The organism is Hymenobacter mucosus, assembly GCF_900188255.1.
Lineage (GTDB): Bacteria > Bacteroidota > Bacteroidia > Cytophagales > Hymenobacteraceae > Hymenobacter > Hymenobacter mucosus.
Window position 1 is genome coordinate 136,496 of sequence record NZ_FZNS01000003.1, and the last position, 18,267, is coordinate 154,762.

Sequence of the window (18,267 nt, forward strand, 5' to 3'; positions counted from 1 at the left end):
TGTTGGCCCTAGTGCTGCCGGCCCGGCTTTAGCTCCGCGGGGCCCTCTCCTCTTACCTTATTACCCAATTACTTAATACACCTCCTTATCTTTGCGGATTCTTATGGAAAGCAAACGACAACAAAAAGTTGCCAGCCTACTTCAACAGGAACTGGCTACCGTATTTCAGCGTGATCTGCCCCACTTGTTTACGGGCATGGCACCCGGCATCAACCTGGTGCGGGTATCACCCGACTTGGGCGTGGCCCGCGTGTACCTAAGCCTGCTGCTGACGGGTAGCAGCGAGGACCTGCTGGCCCTGGTGCAGGACAACCTGAAGATCATTCGGCAGGCCCTGGCTAAGCGCGTGCGTCAGCAGCTTCGTATCGTGCCCGACCTGGTGTTCTTTGTGGACGACTCGGCCGCCTACGCTGCACACATGGACAAAGTATTTGGCGACCTGCACATTCCGCCAGCTACGGCTGCCGACGATGACGCCGCTACTGGCCCCGACGCCCCGAAACGCCCCAAACTCTTCGCCGACGAAGACGAGTAACTAGCGGGGTAGTGAATCTGCGGTTTAGTGAGTTCTTGGCTACTAGTGCATGCCTGCGCTAGGGCCAGCTCATCAAATCACCAACTCACTACATCACCAGCTCACTAAAAAGCACAGTTCCCTTGTATTACGACCCGATTAAGAAGTCGCTCGGCGAAGTTTTCAACCGCACGCCATTGCTGCGTCGCCTTTTTTATCACCTGCTTGATTTGCTGTTGCTGCGCACGTGGCACGTGCACCGTGAGCTGCGCCAGTGGTCCAAGGGACGCACCACCGAGGCCCTCAATATTCTAGACGCCGGCTCAGGCTACGGCCAATACACCTACTGGCTGTCGGGCTTGAGCCGTAAGTGGCAGATTCTGGCCGTAGATGTGAAAGATGAACAGGTGGCTGACTCCAACCGCTTCTTCCGGGAAATTGGGCGCACCAATGCGCAGTTTGCCGTGCAAGACCTCGTCCTGTATCAGCAGCCCAATACGTTTGACCTAGCCTTGTCGGTGGACGTGATGGAGCATATTCTGGAAGATGTGGAGGTGTTCCGCAACATCCACGCTTCCCTGAAAGACGGTGGGATGCTGCTCATCTCCACCCCTTCTGACCAGGGTGGCTCCGACGTGCATGCCGACGGCGAAACGTCCTTTATTGAGGAGCACGTACGTGACGGCTACAACATCCACGAGATTCAGCAGAAGCTGCGCACCGCCGGTTTTGAGCGCATCGAAGCCCGCTACAGCTACGGCGAGCCGGGGCAGATATCGTGGCGCCTAAGCATGAAATACCCTATTCTTATGCTGGGCAAGTCGAAGCTGTTCTTCCTGCTGCTACCATTTTATTACCTCGTGACGTTTCCGTTCTGCCTCATTCTGAACTGGTTTGACGCGAACGTGAAGCACGATTCTGGTACGGGCCTCATTGTCAAAGCCTGGAAATAGACCTTTTTCGCGTAGTGGCGTATCTTGCTCCGGCGTACCCCTTACGCAGTAACTATATCTCGCCTCTCCACTAGCTCGCCCGCGCCCCGCACGTGAACGTACCCTTGCTCATTGCTCGGCGCTATTTTCTCTCGAAGAAGAAGCGCAACATTATCAGCATCATCTCCAATATCTCCATGATTGGCGTGGCGGTGGGTACGATGGCGCTGATTATCGTGCTGTCCGTGTTTAACGGTCTGGAAGACCTAGTGCGCAGCCTCTACGGCAAGTCTGACCCCGACTTAGTTGTTACTGCCGTGCAGGGTAAGTCGTTTGAGCTGCAAGCCCCCCTTCTGGCGCGCCTAACCAAAACTCCCGGGGTGGCGCTGGTTACGCAAGTCATCGAGGACAACGCCTTGCTTCAGCACCGCGACCGGCAGATGGTAGTGAAAATGAAGGGGGTATCGGATAACTACTACGCCCAGAGCGACATTGATTCTTCAATAGTAGATGGTAGCCACCGCCTGCGCCGCAACGGCACCGACTATGCCCTTGTAGGGGCCGGGGTGCAGCACGAGCTGGGCATTACCCTCGATAACCGCTTTGCGCCTCTGCGGCTGCTGTACCCGCGCAATATCCAGAAGAAAACCCTGTCCTTTAACCCCGAAACGGCTTTCAACGAGCAAAGCATTCTGGCTGGTGGGGTGTTTCTAATTGAGCAGCACATCGACGACAGTTACGTGTTTGTGCCGCTGGATTTTGCTGAAAATCTCCTGCATTACGGCAACCGTCGCACGGCTTTGGAGGTGAAAGTGCGTGAGGGCTACGATATCAGTTCCGTCAAGAATAAGCTGCATCAAGTACTCGGGAAAAGCTTCAAAGTGCTGGATTCCGACGAGCAGCACGTGAGCTTATTCAAGGCCATTGAGGTAGAAAAGATGTTTGTCTTCATCACGTTCGCCTTCATTCTGCTTATTGCCAGCATCAATATCTTCTTCTCCCTGTCCATGCTGGTGATTGATAAGAAGAAGGACGTAGCCGTACTCATGGCTATGGGAGCCAGTTCTCGCAACGTGCGCAACATTTTCTTGTTTGAAGGGGCTATTGTCGCCTTAGTCGGTGCTTTCACCGGCCTCGTGCTAGGGGTGAGTTTGTGCTGGGCTCAGCAGACCTTTGGCTTGGTGAGTATGGGTATGGCTACTAGTGTAGTCGACTCGTATCCCGTAAAAATGAAATTCTCTGACATTGTGCTCACTAGCGTAGCTATCATTGTCATCACTATTGCCGTGTCTATTCGGCCTGCTCTCAACGCCTCCCAATTGGATGTGCGCGAGAACCTATAGTGCAAGTAGCTTGCTAACTGAACAATACGAGTGCCAAAGCCTCGGCTGCAAGTTCAAGGCCACTAAGCTGAAATAGTACTTCTTCAATACCAGGCGGGTTAATAGTAACCGGTAATGTTGCCGTATGGCCTTGCCATGCTGTGTATTCATCTACCTCAAGCAGGTGTTCAGCATAGGTAAAGGCAGCTTCGTCTTTATAATGTAATTATTCTTTGAATATTTTTTACTTTTTATGAAAAATTCTGCTAATTAGCAATTATTACTACATTCACATTGCATTACTACTGTCGACTATGAAGGTCTCTACTTCACAGCCATTTCAAATTGTTTATTCGTTACTCGAGCATGAGTATTTAGGATACTTATTCGAATCCTATGTTGTCCAGCGTAACCAACGGGGTCAGCTTACGCTTCAACACCAAACAGTATCTGCCAAAAACGCCGCGGAGTTTGCCGATGGCTTGGATGAAACGGACTTCGAGCTAGTAGCTCTCACCGATCAGATTCAGCAGGATGTGGTGATGAAGGAGTTCTGGCCCAAAAAGATAACGCCAGCCGACTTTTTCCTTAAGATTTACGACGCCGACAAGGGCGACAAAGGCCTGCAAGAAGCCATTTGTACCTACGTGCAGGAGCGCATGGGTCAGATTTTGGACCGGCTGCAAGGCAAGTGCGTGTTCATCATGGGGAAAGATGGTGAACCCACGTGGCGCGAGATGCAGGTAGCACCGGAGCCCGCTTCGGTGCTGTTTCATTTCCGGCGCAACGAGGACAGCACCCATTACTTTCCTACCATTCAGTATCAGGGGCAAAAGCTTGATTTTCAGTACAAGAATGCGGTTATCGTGTGTGAGCGGCCGGCCTGGCTGCTCCTGGGTGATACCCTGCACAACTTCCACAACGACGTGGATGGCAAGAAAATCAAGCCCTTTCTCAACAAGAAGTTTATTGTCATTCCCCGGCAGGTAGAGGATAGCTACTTCCAGCGCTTTGTGGCGCCCCTAGTAGAGTCGTTTGATGTGCACGCCCGCGGATTCTATATTCGCTCGGAGCGTTACGTTGCCCGTCCTCAGCTTACTTTCTCCGATGCGCCTGGCGTAGTAACTACCCCGCGGCCGGCCACGGCTGCCCAAGGCAGGAGGGGTAGTACTGCCGTGGCTACTGCCACCGTTGAGGCACCAGTTTCAGATCATATCCACTTCGACTTAAGCTTCCGCTATGGCGACCACACGGTGCACACCGCCCACGACAAGCGGGTGTGTGTGAAGCTGGAAAAGAAGGAAGACAACTACATCTTTCACCGGCTGATCCGCAACCTCGACCGGGAGCAGGAGATTATTGGGGAGCTGCGCGACCGGGCTTTGGAAGTGCGCAATGGCCGCGCTGTGCTGGAAAAAGCTACCGCTTTTCGCTGGCTCCACAGCCACGCCGATGACCTGACCCGCCTGGGCTTTACAGTGCAGCAAGGTCCCACGTCAGGTAAAGACTACTTTATTGGGGCGGTTACGGTGCAAGTGGGTATTACGGAAACCAACGACTGGTTTGACGTGCACGGCACGGTGTATTTCGGAGAGTTTGAGGTTCCGTTTATTAAGCTGCGCCCTTACATCCTCAACAAGCGCCACGAGTACCGCCTTCCCAACGGGCAAATTGCCATTATTCCGGAAGAGTGGTTTACGCAGTACTTAGAGCTGTTTGCCTTTTCCGAGGAGCACAACCATGCGCTTACTCTGCGCAAGCACCACTTGGCACTGGTATCGGACCTGCAAAACGGCAACCTGGCTACCGTGCTCATGAGCCGCAAGCTGGAGAAGCTCCGGGAGTTTGAAGCCGTGGAAGATCGGCCGCTACCCGCCGCATTCCGGGGTGAGCTGCGGCCCTACCAGAAAGCCGGCTACAACTGGCTCCACTTTGTGCAGGACTATCACTTTGGGGGCTGCCTAGCCGATGACATGGGCCTGGGCAAAACTGTGCAAACCTTGGCCATGCTACTTCACCGCAAGGAAAGTGGTGCTGCCAAAGGCTCAGCCTCTCTGCTGGTTATGCCTACCTCCCTGGTGTACAACTGGATGACGGAGGCGTTTAAGTTTACGCCCACGCTGCGCCTGCTCATCTACACAGGGACCTACCGCGACAAAAACGTGGAGCAGTTTGCCGACTACGACGTGGTGCTGACTTCCTACGGCATTGTGCGCCTAGATGCCGAGCTGCTGAAAACCTACAAGTTCGACTACGTGATCTTAGACGAGTCGCAGGCTATAAAGAACCCAGGCTCTACTACTTCGCAAGCGGTGCGGGGGCTACAGTCCCGTCACCGTCTTATTCTCACGGGTACGCCCGTAGAAAACAGCACCATGGACCTGTGGTCGCAGATGTCCTTTATCAATCCGGGGCTGCTGGGTACCCAGGCATTTTTCCGCAAGGAGTTTCTCAAGCCCATTGAGAAAGGCAAAGACGAAGTAAAAACGCGCCGTCTGCACACGCTCATCAAGCCCTTCATTCTGCGTCGTCACAAGGCCCAGGTAGCCCGCGAACTGCCCGACAAGATTGAGCAGCTAAGCTACTGCCCCATGACCGAGGAGCAGCAGCATTGCTACGAGGAAACGAAGAGCTTCTACCGTAATAAGATCTTACAGAGCATAGAGGAACACGGCACGGCTAGCACCCAGTTCATGCTGCTACAAGGCCTCACGAAGCTACGCCAAATTGCTAACCATCCCCGCATGGCCGACGAGGAGTACGCCCACGAGTCGGGCAAGCTACGGGAGGTAGTGCGCATGATTAAGAACGTAGTATCGGAAGGGCATAAGGTATTGGTGTTTAGTCAGTTTGTAAAGCACCTGGATATTGTGCGGGCCTCGCTGGATGAGCGTCAGATTGAGTACGCCTACCTAGACGGAAACACGCGGGAACGGCACCGGGAAGTAGCCCGCTTTCAAGAAACCGAAGACCTGCGGGTGTTCCTGATTTCGCTGAAGGCTGGGGGCGTAGGCCTCAACCTAACCGCTGCCGACTACGTGTTTATCCTCGACCCGTGGTGGAACCCCGCCGTGGAAGCCCAGGCCATCGACCGTGCCCATCGCATTGGACAGCAGCGCACCGTCTTCACCTACAAGTTCATTACCCAGAACACGGTAGAAGAAAAGATCTTGGCCTTGCAAAACAAGAAAATTCAGCTGGTTACGGACCTGATTACTACCGACGAAGCCATCATTAAGAGCCTCACCAAAGAGGATATTGAAGAACTGCTAGGGTAGGCCATTATCGTTGCAAGTCTATCTTGTAGTAGCTGTTCCCACATAGGTTTATTCGAGGCTCATAAGCCGGTGGGAGTTGAAGTAAAGGCACATGTGCTGCACTGCGTACTCTGCCAGCACACTCGGTCTGGCGGCAGGTTTGGCTTGATCCAGCGAGGCTATTTCACTCAGGTTGTTGTGACCCGAGTGCCGTAGCCTATACTCAGGTCAATTGTGAGTACACCCACTGGTTCATGCCGCAGTAGGCAAGGCCCGGGGTGATGCGTGTGCACCGGCATGACGTGAATAGCAGCTTGACGCGTTCTTTCTCACTACATATCCTTTGTGCCATATGAACTATTCACTCTTGCCGTGTACCACGGCCGTAGCAGGGTTGCTGCTCACTGCCGCGACTAGTGTGCGTGCCCAAGAAGCAGGGTCATCTAGCAGCCGCTTTAGCGTTCAGGCGCACTACGGCGTTAATGGTAATTTCTTCACTTCTTCGCAGGTAAATGAGTCGAGTGGGGAGTATACCCGCACCAACTTCCTGGGTACGGCTGGCGGCGGAGCAGTAGCCTACAGGCTTACCCCAGGCAGCTCCGTGGCATTGGAGTACACCCGCAGCGTCAACTCTCGGCTAGTGCATTTCACACAGTTCTTCGGAGTATCAAGTTACGCGGCGGCAACAGACTTCCGAATTCGATACCTCAACAATGCTTCTCAGGTGGTGTATGAGCGACAATTTAGCCGGAACTCCAACTGGAAGTATCACGCCGGGCTGCTCTACATGACTACCGCTTCCCAATCGTTACGAACGGGGCCTACTACGTACATAAGTGAAATAAACCGCCGCAATAGCTACGCTGAGGAAGCCGGAGTAGTAGCGGGCCTTGAATATTCCCGGCCCATCGATACGCACTTCCGGCTAGGGCTACGGGCACGTGGGTACTATCTGATTTCGGTTACTACCCTTGAGATGGTGACTATTACCCCAACTCTTACCTACAGCTTCTAGGTCGCTTCAACTTACAAGGGCAGTAATAGATGGGCCTATTACGCAGCGGCTCTAGCGGAAGGCACTATAAGCTTGCCGGTACTAATCCACTAATTGGGAGCTATAGCCAGCTTTGCCAGCATAGCGCTGGTGCAGTTGGCTAGGCGCTTCTCATGATTTCCACGGCTGTGTTATCTGATATAGCGCTGGGCTCGGGCAGTTTTTGTCGAGGTGGCCCAAGGGGGTAGCATTATGCAACCGTTGCTTACAGTCCTTGCCGAAGCGGAGCCCCCGAACAAAGCTTTGGCAGCAGCGGTACTACGTATATGCACCTTATCCTTCGCACCCACGTTGCTGCTACGCCTGCGCAAGTCTGGCAGGGCTTTACCCGGGAGTTATTTCTTGACTTAGCGCCCCCATTCCCACCTTTCCGTTTGCGGCGTTTCGATGGGTGCCACCGCGGCGACGAGGTGCACATTGAATTGGGAGCCGGTCGGTTATGCTACCCCTGGACTTCGCTGATAACTGACCACGGTACCCAGCCCGATGGAACATACTTCTTTGTAGATGAAGGTCAAAAGCTGCCGCCCCCGTTGCGCTTTTGGCGCCACCGCCACCTTATGCAGCCCGCTGCAGGCGGGGGGACTTACATTGTGGAGGACTTGGAATACCGAACGGGACTACGAGCGTTGGATGTGCTGCTATATCCAGCTATGTGGGCCCAGTTTGCGTGGCGCCGTCCCATCTACCGGCGGTGGTTTGGTAAGCCTGGCCAAGCAAGTCCCGCGAAAACTGATCGGTAGGGGCAGCGCGCTTCTTACCTCTCCCGTATAGGTTCGCAGCAAGTAGTGTAGCTTGTCTCTCCTCCCGGTATTGCCCATGCCTATTTCGTTTACTCCTACCCGCCGCGCACAATTGCTTTCCCGCCTGACAATGGCGCTGGTGGGCTTATTGCTGTTTGCTAGCTGCCGCAGTGCTCAGTCTGCCTATCAGTTTCAGCCCCCTGCTTCGTCTCGCCTAGCGCACGTTGGTACGCCTGCTTTGCCTCCGGCAGCGGTAGAAGCGGCAAGCCTACCCGCTCCGGCGCCCACGCCGCTCGTGGTGGGGCAGCCTACCTCCCAGGAGCCGCGCAAGCCTCGGCAGGTACATCGGCAATTGCGTAAGGTAGTGGCGCGGGCAGCGGTGCACCAGCGGCTAGTGTCTCTGGTAACTCAGCCGGCGGCGCAGCGGGTGCAGCATGCTGCCGGACCTCGCCACGTTTCTGAAGTGGGATTGGGTACTACCGTGCTGGGCGTGCTGGGACTAGTGGTGCTGCCCATTAGCTTACTGGGGCTGCTGATCTGGGGTGGGCCGGTGTGGCTTATTCTAGCGGGCTTGTCGGCTTTGGCTATCCTGGTTGCCTACCTCGACCCCTTCGGCTAGCCAATAGAAAAGCTTCTTGGCAAGACCCAGGAAATCCCGCTTATCCTCAAGCGCTATGGCTACCTTTGTAGTCCATTTTTCTAACGACCTACCTTCATGTCTGCAACCGTCACCCTCAAGCCCGGTAAAGATCAGTCCCTCCGTCGCCTGCACCCGTGGGTGTTTTCGGGCGCTATTGGGCGGATGCAGGGCGAAGTAGTAGAGGGCGAAGTAGTAGCCGTGCAAGCTGCCAACGGTGAGCTGCTGGGAGTGGGCCACTACGCTCCCGGCTCCATTGCCGTGCGCATGCTTGCCTTCGGCCCCGAGGCTCAACTACCGGACGCCGCGTTCTGGGAAGCAAAAATCCGCAATGCCTACCTGCTTCGGGAGGGGCTGGGCCTCACGGGGCAGGGCAACACCAACGTATACCGCTTGGCGCACGCCGAGGGTGATGGTTTGCCCGGTCTGATTATTGACGTGTATGGTGATGTGGCTGTAGTGCAGGCACATAGTGCCGGCATGTACAAAGCCCGTCCGCTTATTGCGCAGGCGTTGCAGGCAGCGGTGCCTGGCTTGCGGGCCATCTACGACAAGAGTGCTGAAACGGTACCGGTAAAAGCCGCTCCTGGAGCTCAAAATGGGTACCTCTTCGGGGAAAGCAACGGCCAAGAGCACATTGTGCACGAGAACGGCCACCCCTTTGCCGTCGATTGGGAAACGGGTCAGAAGACGGGCTTTTTCATCGACCAGCGCGACAACCGGAGCTTGCTGGCCCGCTACGCTCCCGGCCGCCGCGTGCTCAATACATTCTGCTACACGGGCGGCTTCAGCTCCTACGCGCTAGAAGCCGGAGCAGAGCTAGTACACTCGGTCGATTCCAGCAAAAAAGCCATTGAGCTAACGGAGCGTAACGCTGCCCTCACGGGCCTCCAAAACCGGCACGAAGCCTACGCCCAAGATGTATTCACTTTTCTCAAAGACCGCCACAACCAGTACGACCTTATAGTGCTGGACCCGCCGGCCTTTGCTAAGCACCTCTCAGCTCGCCATAACGCCCTGATGGGCTACAAGCGTCTGAATGCGGCTGGTATCCGCCAGATTGCGCCTGGTGGGCTACTGTTCACCTTTAGTTGCTCCCAGGTAGTATCGGCTGAGTTGTTTGAGGGAGCCGTGCTAGCGGCGGCTATTGAAGCGGGGCGCCCTGCCCGCATTCTGCACCGCCTTACCCAGCCAGCCGACCACCCCGTGAGCCTCTTCCACCCCGAAGGTGAATATCTGAAAGGCTTGGTGCTAGCCGTGGAGTAGTACCTGCAAAAACATTTAGTAGTAGCACCTTGTGTAAGAACGCGCTTCGGCGCGTTCTTCGTTATGGGTATTTCTACGTAGAAGCTTCCATTGCCTTTTTCTAGCTCTTCTTTTATCTCGCTTTTGTGGCTCATTCCTCAGCGCGCTCTTCCGCACCCAAGCAACCCGTAGCTATTATTGGGGCCGGTATTGGTGGTATTGCTACGGCAGTGCGGCTAGCGTTGGCAGGGCACCGCGTAACGGTATTTGAAGCCCAGGAATCGTTTGGGGGGAAGATGCACCAGCTAGAGCTGCCCGGCGGGTACCGGTTTGATGGTGGGCCCTCGTTGTTTACGCTGCCCCACTTAGTCGATGAGCTGTTTCAACTAGCTGGCCGCAACCCGCAAGACTACTTCCGCTACCAGCGCCTCGATCCCATCACTCAGTACTTCTTCCCCGATGGTACCCACCTCACAGCCTGGGCCGATGAAGAGCGGTTTGCGGCTGAGGTAGAGCAGAAGCTGAACGTGCCGGCCCCGGCAGTACGCGAGTTTCTTGGCCGTAGCCGCCGCGCCTACGAGGCCACTGCCGATACCTTCCTGCAAAAGTCTCTGCACAAAGCCAAAACCTACCTCAGCCCGGATGTTCTGAAAGCGCTGTCGGCGCTGCCCACGCTGGGCCTGACCAGCACCATGCACCAGCGTCACCAGGAGGCCTTTCCGCGCGAACCGCGCCTCGTGCAACTCTTCGACCGGTTTGCTACCTATAACGGCTCCGACCCCTACCAAGCGCCGGCTACGCTCAGCCTCATTCCGCACCTGGAGCACGGTTTGGGTGCCTTCTACCCCGAAGGCGGCATCTATGCTATTGCGGAAAGCCTGGTGAAGCTGGCTAGTGAGTTGGGCGTGCAGTTCCGGTACCAGGAGCCGGTAGTAGAAATTCTCACGGCGGGCCCGCGTGTAACCGGCGTACGCACCACCCAGGATGTGTATGATATGAGTTTGGTAGTGAGCAATATGGACGTGGTGCCTACGTACCGCCGCCTGCTGCCCGGCCGCCCGGCCCCCGAGCGCACCTTGCGTCAGCCCCGGTCATCGTCGGCGCTGATTTTCTACTGGGGTATTGGGCGGCGTTTCTCGGAGCTGGGAGTGCACAACATCTTTTTCTCCGACGATTATAAGCGGGAGTTTGATGCCATCTTCCAGCAGAAGACAATAGCCGACGACCCTACCGTATACATTAACATCACCTCTGGGCATAGTCCCGCCGATGCTCCGCCTGGCCACGAAAACTGGTTTGTGATGGTCAACGTCCCCCACGACCAGGGCCAGGACTGGCCGACCTTGGTGCAACGTACCCGCCAAGCCGTGCTGAGTCGCCTGAGCTATGCCCTGGGTACCAACATTGAGCCGCTGATTCGGGCGGAGCACGTGTGGGACCCGCCCGGAATAGAGCTGCGCACATCCTCGTTTGGGGGGGCGCTGTATGGCAGCTCAAGTAACAACACCCTGGCGGCATTTTTACGCCACCCCAATTTTTCGCGGCAGATAGATGGGCTGTACTTTTGTGGAGGGTCGGTGCACCCTGGCGGTGGTATTCCCCTTTGCCTTCTTTCTGCGCGCATTGTTTCTGATTTAATTGCTACTGGAAAGTAAGAACGGCTGAGCGGGGCAATGTTGGTGCATTGCCCCGCTCAGCCGGGCTACTTCCTTGCTGCTTACTGATACGTCTTCATGTCTGATCCAACGCAACACCCTCCGCTCCCGGCCACTGCCGCCCCCGCCTCCGTGCGGAACCTGCGGTTAGCCCAGGGCGTGCTGCTGCTCTTTCACACTACTGGTTTCCTCGGAATGGCCTTCTCCAAAGACCCTTCCTTCTACCTGCAGTTTGTACCATTGAACCTGCTGCTCACCGCCGGGCTGCTATTCGCCTTTCAGCGCGACCGTAGCCCTGCCTTTTGGGGCTTCTGCCTGGTAGTAAGCCTGGTAGGTTTCTTTGTGGAAGTAGTCGGGGTTAGTACCGGCAAGATCTTTGGGCAGTATGAGTACGGAGCCACGCTGGGCCTGAAGTGGCAGCAGACGCCCCTTATCATTGGTCTTAACTGGCTAATGCTCACTTATATGACTGGTGTCCTGGCCTTGCGTTTGCCCTTGCCGGCTTTCCTGCGGGCCGTAGTAGCAGCCCTACTTCTGGTGGGTATGGATGTTTGCTTGGAGCCCGTAGCTGTGCGCTACGACTTCTGGACTTGGCAGTACGATGTAATTCCGCTGCAAAATTTTAAGGGCTGGTTCTTGGTAGCGCTTATCTTGCAAGTGTATTTTAATCGCGTGGAGTTTGACAAGCGTAACGAGCTGGTTCCTTTCGTGTACATGCTGCAACTGCTGTTTTTTTTCGGCTTGAGTATGTTGTTGTAGGCACTAATAGCGTTGAGGTTGAGTTAGCGTGAGGGGATTGAAATCAGCCTAGAATTTTTGATGTTTTCATATGGAGGAAATCTTACTCCACCAACTTCTCGACCGGGCTAACGACATCTTCTGCCAAGTGGGAGTGGGCCTGATACATGAAGAACAGTTAGCCGCTGCCCTCGACCTTACTCCCACGGTATTCCGTGAGCTGTTTGGGAGCAAGAGCAACCTACTATACCAGGCTACCCAGCGGAGCATGCAGCGCCAGCGCGCCGAGCACGACCAGTTATTTGCGAACCTGGCTACCCCCGTTGAGTGCTTGCTGGCCCTGCTGCACCATAGCGTACAGGAGTTGCGTCGCTCGCCCCACTACGACTACCACGTGATGCGGGAGCACTACCCCGATTCGTGGGAGCTTCTTCAGCAGCATCTCTACGAGTATTCCTCCCCGCTGCTCACGCGCCTCATTCAAGCAGGTATCCAGGAGGGGCAGTTCCGCGCCGACCTTGATGCTCCCCTGATTGCGCACATCATGCTGGCGCAATTCAATCTCCTGATCGACGAAAAGTTCTTCCCTCCCGATCATACCAACCAGGCGGAAGTGTATCGTAACATCTATCACCACTACGTCCGGGGCCTGTGCACCGACTCCGGGCTTCGCCTGGCATCACCACTCTTCGGCCGTATTTAGCCTGCCTCCTTACGCAGAGGTTGGTATACACAAGCCCGACGGTGGCACCTGCCAAGTAAGCGGGCAGTAGGTTTCTGCTGGCTTATAGGCAGCCCGATACTGCACTTGTGCGTATGGCTAGCAGCGGCTTTGGCCGCTACGAATAGCCTATGCAACAAATCGTGTTTTTTGGCGACTCCCTCACAGCTGGCTACCAGTTGCGCGGTAGCGAGTCGTTTCCTTCTCGTATTCAAGAGAAAATAGATGCGCTCGGCCTGCCGTATAAGGCGCTGAACTACGGTATCAGCGGCGAAACTACCGCCGGTGGGCGCCAGCGCATTGGCTCCGTGCTAGATCGTGTAAATCCCATCGACGTGTTTGTGCTGGAACTAGGTGCCAACGACGCGCTGCGTGGCATTCCGGTGCGCGAAACTTCCCAAAACCTCCAACACATTCTCAATGAGGTGCGCCGCCAGTACCCGCAGGCGCGGGTAGTGCTGGTGGGCCTGGAGTTCCCCTTCGACCTAGGACCTTTGGCTAGCCTGGGCGGTGGGCGCTACGGCCACTATGCCCAAGAATTTAAGGCCCTGTTTCGGCAGTTGGCAGAGAAGAACGAAGTTGATTTCGTCCCCTTCCTCCTGCACGGCGTCATTGGGCAGCGCCACCTCAACCTGCCCGATGGTGTGCACCCGAATGCGGAGGGCCAAAAGCTACTGGCAGATAACGTGTGGGCTATACTACGGCCCGTGTTGGAGCGCACTACATAGCCCATGGGGTACTACCCTTAAGGCTTGCTAAGAGCCAAAGTGTTTGCCAGCCAGCAAAGAGAGCTGGACGGTAGCTAACTGTATTTTTCTGCTGGAAACGAACCAAATTCTTTGCCGGGCAATAGCAAAGGATTTTGTGTGTTTGGAGCCTATATAGGCCGCCTACCTTGGAAACGCTACCGTAGCACTGCTGTTTGTGGTTAGGTATTGTAAGCCGCAGGCCCAACAATACGAGCAGCTGGCTAGTATATAGCGCGGCCCTGATCTTCGGACTAGGGCTTCCTATTGCTGTATTTGTGCTGCTCTGTATGCTCTTACCTCTTCTCTTCTCCTACCGACGCCTAGGGCTACCATTGGTGGCCGCCGGCGCACTTCTCAGCGGCTGCGAGCTACTCGAGTTCAGCCCTAACGACCACCGCTCGCCCAGCGACAAGCAGGACCTGACGGCCAAAAACCTGGCTGCCTTGGCCGCAACCCCGCTGCCGGCTGGTGACACCCTGCGCTTTGTGTATACGGGGGACTCCCAGCGCTTTTACAACGATGCCAAGGACCTGGTGGCCAGTGTAAACCGTCAAACGGGCGTGCAGTTCATGATTGTGGCCGGCGACATTTCCGACTTTGGTATGGCCCGCGAAATGTGGTGGGTAGACGACCACCTGCGCAACCTAAAAATTCCCTACCTCACCGTCATCGGCAACCACGACCAGGTCGGCAATGGCCGGGAAGCGTACAAAGCCATTTTTGGCCCCCTGAACTACTCGTTTGTGTACGGCGACACGAAGTTCATCATGACCGACACTAACGGCCGCGAGTACAACTTCAACGGTAAGATTCCCGATATGAACTGGGTGCGGCCTCAGTTGCAGGACGCCAGTGTGCGGCGCCACGTCATTATCAGCCACGTGCCGCCCCAGGATGATGACTTTGACCCGGCTGTGCGCGACGCGTACGCTCAAGCGTTGCGCGAGGATCCTCGCTTAGTATTTGAGATGAATGCCCATCGGCACTCATTCAGTGTGGGGCAGCCCTTCAATGATGGGGTCACGTACGTGAATTCCTATGCCTTTGAGCGGCGCAAGTACCTGATTGTGACGGTGTGGGGCGACAAGGAATTTCGGCTTAAAGAAGTGTCTTTCTGATGATACAGCGCATTGTAGTTGCAGCAGCTCTGGCTGCTGCGCCCCTGCTGACATCAGCAGCCCAGGAGCTAGCTACTGCCCCGCCTGATACTACCGGGCAAGTTCGTACGGCCCTTGCCCAACAGCCGGCCCCACTTCCCTGGTACCGTCCTCGCCACGCCGTGGTACAAACGGGCGGTGGCATTGGTATGGTGGCCGCGGGTGTGGGCTATGGCCTGTGGCGCGACCGAGCCGAGCTGGACGTACTCGTGGGCTACGTACCGAAGAAGCACGCTGGTTCTACCCTCAGTATAGCCACAGCCAAGCTCATGTTCTCGCCCTACCTCATCCCAATAAAGGAACGGTGGCAGCTACGGCCCCTTACCGTAGGGGTTTACTACAGCTACACCCACGGCACCATCAACGACGAGGAGCCGGGTCAGTATACCAAAGGCTACTACTGGTTTTCAACCGACACTCGCATTGGTCCTTTACTGGGCAGCCGGATTACGTATGCGCGTGACCCCAGCCCCCGCGGGCGGGCCCGTAACATTTCGTTCTACTACGAGTTGGGTACCAACGACCTGTACATCTTGAGCTATGCACAGAACCGCCGCGGCCTTTCCCCGGTTGACATTCTCACGCTGAGCTTGGGACTAAAGGCTGACTTTTAAGCTTGGCTAGCTTGTGCTAGCCAAGCAAAGCAAGTTATACATGAGCACACGGTATGCACGGGCAGTATGGATAGGGCTGGCAGGACTAAGTAGCTGCCAATGGGTAGAATACAGCCCCAACCAAACCTATTTGCCCGTAGCAGAGCGTGCCCAAACTGCCCGCAACCTAGCGCGCCTACGGGAAACTGCCTCGCCAAGTACCGATACAGTACGGTTCGTGTTCATTGGCGATACGCAGCGGTTTTATGATGAAACCGAACGCTTTGTGCAGAGCGTGAACCAGCAGCGCGGCATCGACTTCGTGTTTGTGGCTGGCGACATCTCCGACTTTGGCCTGACCCGCGAGTTCCGGTGGGTACACCAGCGCCTACAGCAGTTGCGAGTACCCTACCTGACCGTTGTGGGCAACCACGACTTAGTGGGTAATGGGCGCGCCATTTACCAAGCCATGTATGGCCCCCTGAACTACACCTTTCGCTACCAGGGTACCCAGTTCGTGTGCCTTGATACCAACGGGCGCGAGTATGGCTTTAACGGTAGGGTGCCCGATGTAGACTGGCTGCACACGCAGCTGCAGGATACCGTGGGCACGCGTCGGTCGGTTGTTATCAGCCATGTGCCTCCCATGGACGAGGACTTCGACTCCACGCTGGTAGCTCCGTACACGGCGGCCGTTCGCCAGTACGGGCCGCGGCTGGCGCTGCACCTAAGCGCCCATGTGCACCGCTTCACGGCTGGCCAGCCCTACCACGACGGCATTACCTACCTTACTACCTACAGCCTCGCCAAGCACCGCTACCACATCATCACGCTGTGGGGCAAGCGCCAGTTCCGGCTCGAAACCGTGCAGTATGGCCCGCAAGCATAACGTAGGAGTTGCCCTGCTGCTGGCCCTGGGCGGAACTGTGCAGGCACAAACAACCGAGATGCCACGTTCCGGACCGTTTTTCCTGACGCTGCATTTTGCCGGTGGGGTAGGCCTAGTAGCCGTGGGCGGGGGCTACCGCCTTAACCATCAGCGGGTAGAGCCCGAGGTGCTGGTGGGCTACCTGCCGCGCCGCTTAGCTGGGCGTGCCGCAGCTATTATTACCCTAAAAACCACTTACATACCTTTTGCGCCCACGCTAGGCCGTTCCCAGTGGCAGTTAAGCCCCATAGCGGTAGGAGGCCTGCTGAGCTACACCACGGGGCGGCAGTACTTTCTTACCAACAATACGGCTGGCCGCTACCGTCCCGGTTACTATTGGTGGTCACCCGCCGTCCGAATTGGAGCCTTGGCCGGCGTCCGGCTCACGCATACCCAGCCAGCGGGCAAGCTAGGCGCTATGCCCGCCCGCACGGCGCTGTATTCTGAGCTGAGTACCAATGACCTGCACTTAGTCAGTGCGCTCACCAACCACGCCTTGAAGCTGACGGATATCCTAACGCTAGGTGCGGGTGCGAAGCAAAGCTGGTGAGGTATGATAAGTTGCGGTAATTAGCTTGGGAGCGGATGAGTAGCGAGGTAAGCTGCTCTTGCCTCGCGCAACAAACGGATAAGCTCAGTGCGCTGGCGTAATACGCTTTCCAGCACCGGCCGCTCGCGCCGAAACAAACGTAGCACCCGTAGGCGGCGCAAGCGTTGGGCTAGGTTGCTCCAGTAGCTCAGCGCATAGAAACCCGACAGCGGCAGGCTGATGAAATACAACGTAGTCCAGCGCCAGTCGTGGGTAATGAAGTGGTGCACCAGATAGGTTTGCAGAGCGTAGCCCAGCGTAAATGTGAGCATGCCTGTTACTAGCATTACCGGGGCCACAAAGGCCATGTCGTCGGTGGCGCGCTTAGCTACTACGGAGGGTACAATGTAAGGCAGGTAGTTATTGATGGCTCCGTAGGCGTACAGCGGGGCTCCCAGCACTAGCTTGAGGGCCGCCACCACTCCGCGCCGGGTACGCGAGCCCCCGGCGGGCGGGGTTTCCAGCGCTTCGTCGGTTAGGCGCAGGCGGTGTAGCTCCTGCTGGTAGGCGCGCAGCTTTTCCTGAATGGCGCTCAAGCGACCCGCATCATGCAGTTCAAAATACTGTACGGCCTGCAACAGGGTACGGCTCAGCTGGAAGTTGTCGTACAAGGTTTCTTCGTCGTCCTGGATGAGGTGCTGCCCAAAGGTGCGCTCTACCTGCGTCACCAGCTCGTCCTCCTCATCGGTGCGGGTGATGACGAGGCGGGACTCCATGCGGCGCTGAATTTCTTCGGTCAGGGCATCGGCCGCCGCTTCAGGACTTTGCTGGTACGCCGCAGCGTACTCGGCCACCCGAATGGGCTCGGCCAAGTTCAGCAGCACATCGGAGCGGAAGCGTTGCGGATCGAAGTAGTTGATACCGAGCGGGAGAATATGCAGGCCCAACTGGAAGTTATGCCGAGCCTCTGCGCCTAGGGCAATACGGGCGGCACCGGTTTTCAGGGGGCGTAGGCGTCGCTCGCTCACGCTCGTGCCCTCGGGGAAAATCATGATGGTGCCCTTCCGGTCAAAGTAGTCGTAGCAGCGGCCAAAAGCTTTCTCATTCTGCGCTTCAAGCTGGGCGGGCGTCAGGGTCTCGGCCCCAGTGTCAAGGTCCTGCCGCCGGTAGATCGGAATGGAGTTGCCCGACTCCATAATTGCGCGCAAAATCGGATTTTTGAAAAAGGTGCTCTTGGCTAGAAACGCAATGGGCTGGCGCCGATTAATGGCCGTCACCAAAGGGTCCATCAGCGTGTTGGGGTGGTTGCTGGTGATGAGCAGGGGGCCCGGCATGTGCAGCCGCCCACGGTGGCGCACCTCCAGTTGGCGGAAAAATACGCGCAGAGCTACCTGCACCAGAGGCTTCATGACTGTGTAGAAGAGCATAGCCGCAAGAAAGGCAAGTTTGCGGGGTTGTACTCTGGAGCTAGGCTGGAAGTTGCCACCAAAAGA

Annotated in this window: 17 protein-coding genes; 16 read left to right on the plus strand and 1 reads right to left on the minus strand. The window is 56.4% G+C overall.

Annotated features, from left to right (window positions below; translation table 11 throughout):
• Positions 1-103 precede the first annotated feature (103 nt).
• The 16 genes from CHB83_RS07755 to CHB83_RS07830 all read left to right on the plus strand — a co-directional run bounded on the left by CHB83_RS07755 (position 104) and on the right by CHB83_RS07830 (position 16,795).
• Positions 104-535 (plus strand): ribosome-binding factor A, encoded by a 432-nt coding sequence (locus CHB83_RS07755; RefSeq protein ID WP_045689211.1) that lies wholly within the window; start codon positions 104-106, stop codon positions 533-535.
• 122 nt (positions 536-657) lie between these two features.
• The gene (locus tag CHB83_RS07760; protein ID WP_045689212.1) at positions 658-1,467 is read left to right on the plus strand and encodes a class I SAM-dependent methyltransferase; all 810 of its coding nucleotides are present in this window, start codon (positions 658-660) and stop codon (positions 1,465-1,467) included.
• Between the two features lie 92 nt (positions 1,468-1,559).
• Positions 1,560-2,789, plus strand: coding sequence for an FtsX-like permease family protein (locus CHB83_RS07765; RefSeq protein ID WP_089332212.1), 1,230 nt, complete (start codon positions 1,560-1,562; stop codon positions 2,787-2,789).
• Between the two features lie 293 nt (positions 2,790-3,082).
• Positions 3,083-6,046, plus strand: coding sequence for a DEAD/DEAH box helicase (locus tag CHB83_RS07770; RefSeq protein ID WP_089332213.1), 2,964 nt, complete (start codon positions 3,083-3,085; stop codon positions 6,044-6,046).
• Between the two features lie 331 nt (positions 6,047-6,377).
• Positions 6,378-7,040 carry a hypothetical protein gene (locus tag CHB83_RS07775; RefSeq protein WP_089332214.1) on the plus strand — a complete coding sequence of 221 codons (663 nt, stop codon included), beginning with the start codon at positions 6,378-6,380 and terminating at the stop codon, positions 7,038-7,040.
• 305 nt (positions 7,041-7,345) lie between these two features.
• Positions 7,346-7,822, plus strand: coding sequence for an SRPBCC family protein (locus CHB83_RS07780; protein WP_089332215.1), 477 nt, complete (start codon positions 7,346-7,348; stop codon positions 7,820-7,822).
• 76 nt (positions 7,823-7,898) lie between these two features.
• A complete protein-coding gene (locus tag CHB83_RS07785) occupies positions 7,899-8,441 on the plus strand; it encodes a hypothetical protein (protein ID WP_089332216.1) in 543 nt (180 codons plus the stop codon).
• A 96-nt stretch (positions 8,442-8,537) separates the two neighbouring features.
• Positions 8,538-9,725 (plus strand): class I SAM-dependent rRNA methyltransferase, encoded by a 1,188-nt coding sequence (locus tag CHB83_RS07790; RefSeq protein ID WP_055562568.1) that lies wholly within the window; start codon positions 8,538-8,540, stop codon positions 9,723-9,725.
• 125 nt (positions 9,726-9,850) lie between these two features.
• Positions 9,851-11,359, plus strand: a complete 1,509-nt coding sequence (gene crtD, locus CHB83_RS07795) for a 1-hydroxycarotenoid 3,4-desaturase CrtD (RefSeq protein WP_089332217.1) — start codon at positions 9,851-9,853, stop codon at positions 11,357-11,359.
• 78 nt (positions 11,360-11,437) lie between these two features.
• Positions 11,438-12,118: a carotenoid biosynthesis protein gene (locus CHB83_RS07800; protein WP_089332218.1), complete on the plus strand. Its 681-nt coding sequence runs from the start codon at positions 11,438-11,440 to the stop codon at positions 12,116-12,118.
• 70 nt (positions 12,119-12,188) lie between these two features.
• On the plus strand, positions 12,189-12,800 hold the full coding sequence (locus CHB83_RS07805) for a TetR/AcrR family transcriptional regulator (RefSeq protein ID WP_089332219.1): 612 nt from the start codon (positions 12,189-12,191) through the stop codon (positions 12,798-12,800).
• A gap of 149 nt (positions 12,801-12,949) precedes the next feature.
• Positions 12,950-13,546 carry an arylesterase gene (locus tag CHB83_RS07810; protein ID WP_089332220.1) on the plus strand — a complete coding sequence of 199 codons (597 nt, stop codon included), beginning with the start codon at positions 12,950-12,952 and terminating at the stop codon, positions 13,544-13,546.
• Positions 13,547-13,854: 308 nt separating this feature from the next.
• On the plus strand, positions 13,855-14,685 hold the full coding sequence (locus CHB83_RS07815; RefSeq protein ID WP_089332535.1) for a metallophosphoesterase family protein: 831 nt from the start codon (positions 13,855-13,857) through the stop codon (positions 14,683-14,685).
• The gene (locus CHB83_RS07820; RefSeq protein ID WP_052695327.1) at positions 14,685-15,338 is read left to right on the plus strand and encodes a hypothetical protein; all 654 of its coding nucleotides are present in this window, start codon (positions 14,685-14,687) and stop codon (positions 15,336-15,338) included. Before CHB83_RS07815 ends, CHB83_RS07820 begins: the two co-directional genes overlap by 1 nt.
• Positions 15,339-15,378: 40 nt before the next feature.
• Positions 15,379-16,206, plus strand: a complete 828-nt coding sequence (locus tag CHB83_RS07825) for a metallophosphoesterase family protein (RefSeq protein ID WP_045689254.1) — start codon at positions 15,379-15,381, stop codon at positions 16,204-16,206.
• Positions 16,190-16,795, plus strand: coding sequence for a hypothetical protein (locus tag CHB83_RS07830; protein WP_045689222.1), 606 nt, complete (start codon positions 16,190-16,192; stop codon positions 16,793-16,795). The genes CHB83_RS07825 and CHB83_RS07830 overlap by 17 nt, the downstream gene beginning before the upstream one ends.
• A gap of 20 nt (positions 16,796-16,815) precedes the next feature.
• Here CHB83_RS07830 and CHB83_RS07835 read toward each other — a convergent pair whose 3' ends face one another.
• Positions 16,816-18,201 (minus strand): lysophospholipid acyltransferase family protein, encoded by a 1,386-nt coding sequence (locus CHB83_RS07835; RefSeq protein WP_089332221.1) that lies wholly within the window; start codon positions 18,199-18,201, stop codon positions 16,816-16,818.
• Positions 18,202-18,267: the final 66 nt, after the last annotated feature.

What these genes read in the sequence shown, in the direction of transcription:
- CHB83_RS07825 (WP_045689254.1), top strand. Translation starts at nt 15,379, where the DNA reads ATGAGCACACGGTATGCACGGGCAGTATGGATAGGGCTGGCAGGACTA.
- CHB83_RS07755 (WP_045689211.1), top strand. Translation starts at nt 104, where the DNA reads ATGGAAAGCAAACGACAACAAAAAGTTGCCAGCCTACTTCAACAGGAA.
- CHB83_RS07820 (WP_052695327.1), top strand. Translation starts at nt 14,685, where the DNA reads ATGATACAGCGCATTGTAGTTGCAGCAGCTCTGGCTGCTGCGCCCCTG.
- CHB83_RS07770 (WP_089332213.1), top strand. Translation starts at nt 3,083, where the DNA reads ATGAAGGTCTCTACTTCACAGCCATTTCAAATTGTTTATTCGTTACTC.
- CHB83_RS07805 (WP_089332219.1), top strand. Translation starts at nt 12,189, where the DNA reads ATGGAGGAAATCTTACTCCACCAACTTCTCGACCGGGCTAACGACATC.
- CHB83_RS07830 (WP_045689222.1), top strand. Translation starts at nt 16,190, where the DNA reads ATGGCCCGCAAGCATAACGTAGGAGTTGCCCTGCTGCTGGCCCTGGGC.
- CHB83_RS07790 (WP_055562568.1), top strand. Translation starts at nt 8,538, where the DNA reads ATGTCTGCAACCGTCACCCTCAAGCCCGGTAAAGATCAGTCCCTCCGT.
- CHB83_RS07810 (WP_089332220.1), top strand. Translation starts at nt 12,950, where the DNA reads ATGCAACAAATCGTGTTTTTTGGCGACTCCCTCACAGCTGGCTACCAG.
- CHB83_RS07815 (WP_089332535.1), top strand. Translation starts at nt 13,855, where the DNA reads ATGCTCTTACCTCTTCTCTTCTCCTACCGACGCCTAGGGCTACCATTG.
- CHB83_RS07835 (WP_089332221.1), bottom strand. Translation starts at nt 18,201, where the DNA reads ATGCTCTTCTACACAGTCATGAAGCCTCTGGTGCAGGTAGCTCTGCGC.
- CHB83_RS07800 (WP_089332218.1), top strand. Translation starts at nt 11,438, where the DNA reads ATGTCTGATCCAACGCAACACCCTCCGCTCCCGGCCACTGCCGCCCCC.
- CHB83_RS07780 (WP_089332215.1), top strand. Translation starts at nt 7,346, where the DNA reads ATGCACCTTATCCTTCGCACCCACGTTGCTGCTACGCCTGCGCAAGTC.
- CHB83_RS07775 (WP_089332214.1), top strand. Translation starts at nt 6,378, where the DNA reads ATGAACTATTCACTCTTGCCGTGTACCACGGCCGTAGCAGGGTTGCTG.
- CHB83_RS07785 (WP_089332216.1), top strand. Translation starts at nt 7,899, where the DNA reads ATGCCTATTTCGTTTACTCCTACCCGCCGCGCACAATTGCTTTCCCGC.